This window comes from Paenibacillus sp. oral taxon 786 str. D14 (assembly GCF_000159955.1).
In the GTDB taxonomy this organism is placed as follows: domain Bacteria; phylum Bacillota; class Bacilli; order Paenibacillales; family Paenibacillaceae; genus Fontibacillus; species Fontibacillus phoenicis.
This window is the reverse complement of sequence record NZ_GG696030.1, coordinates 1-1,189: the sequence shown is the minus strand read 5'-3', so window position 1 is coordinate 1,189 and position 1,189 is coordinate 1. Positions and strand designations below refer to the sequence as shown.

Annotated in this window: 1 protein-coding gene; it reads right to left on the bottom strand. The window is 48.6% G+C overall.

Annotated features, from left to right (window positions below; translation table 11 throughout):
• Positions 1 to 160: 160 nt before the first annotated feature.
• Positions 161 to 1,126, bottom strand: coding sequence for a tyrosine-type recombinase/integrase (locus POTG_RS22530; protein ID WP_009227162.1), 966 nt, complete (start codon positions 1,124 to 1,126; stop codon positions 161 to 163).
• Between the last annotated feature and the right edge of the window lie 63 nt (positions 1,127 to 1,189).

Here is a 1,189-nt window from a genome sequence, read left to right as displayed (position 1 = left end):
CATGTCGTACAATAACAATTATGCGACAACCCTAGGTAAAAACTGGTCGAAATTTGGCAAGGTTTGTAATTAACCCTTGTTACATTATAGGACAAAAGAGCGATTTTTGCATTATTTTCGACACAAAAAATAGATAAATAGCACTAAAAAAATAGAAAAATCACATAAATTCCATCAAACTGTCCTGCACGAAGTCGGGAGCCGCCTTCTTTATTTGCTCGACGGTGTGCAGATAGCGCTGGGTCGTGTTGATATGGGAGTGCCCCAAGCTTTCCTGAACCTGCTGCAGCGAGGCGCCCTGCAGTAATGCCAGCGTCGCGTTGGTATGTCTTAACCAGTGGGGGGTCGGCTGCTTCTGAATTCCGCTCGCAATGCCTGCTTGTTTAATGATTCGTTCGATTTGCCGCGGCGTAATTGCAAACAGCTTCAACTCCGGATCCGGTTCATGCCCCTTCGCCAATCTGCGTGCATGCTCCTGGTACATGTTCCAGAGCTCTCGCGGAATTTTGACCTCGCGTGTTTTTCCGCGTTTTGCGTGGGATACGGTGAGCCATATGGATGTCTCCAGCATATCGGCATGAAAGTCCTTCCACTTGATGCCGCATAACTCGGACACGCGAAGGCCCAACAGCACCAGAGACAGGCCGATCAAGTAATTTCTCAGGCTCTGGCGCCGCAACGCCTCCAGCAGCTTGCCGACCTCGTTGCGGGTAAGATAATGTCTGCGGCTCGTTACGGCAATGGCCGGGATACGGACATTTTGCGCCGGATTATGATCGAAAAAGCCGATGCTGCTGTCGCTTCCCCATTTATAAAACGACTTCAGAGGCGCGATAAATGCAGCCACACTGGCCGGAGCAAGCGGTTTTTGGCCATCGCGGTAGAAGCCCTTCGTGAGGTAGATTTTATAAGCTTCGATTTCCCTCCAAGTCACATCCCGAAAACGCATTCCCGAAAGGAATTGCCTGAAATGCTCCAGGGCCCTAAAATAGTTTCTGCGGGTATTTGGCGCTTTGGCGCATGCCGTCAGGAACATTTGAATGATCTGTTCGTCCTGATAATCCTGTGTGACAGATAAATGGAACGGAAATTGCTGGGCTACAGCGGACAAATAATTAGTACCCATATTATGTAGTGGACCTCCTGTTGACTTTAATTTTTGTCGCATAATTGTTATTGTACGACATGG

What these genes read in the sequence shown, in the direction of transcription:
- POTG_RS22530 (WP_009227162.1), bottom strand. Translation starts at nt 1,126, where the DNA reads ATGGGTACTAATTATTTGTCCGCTGTAGCCCAGCAATTTCCGTTCCAT.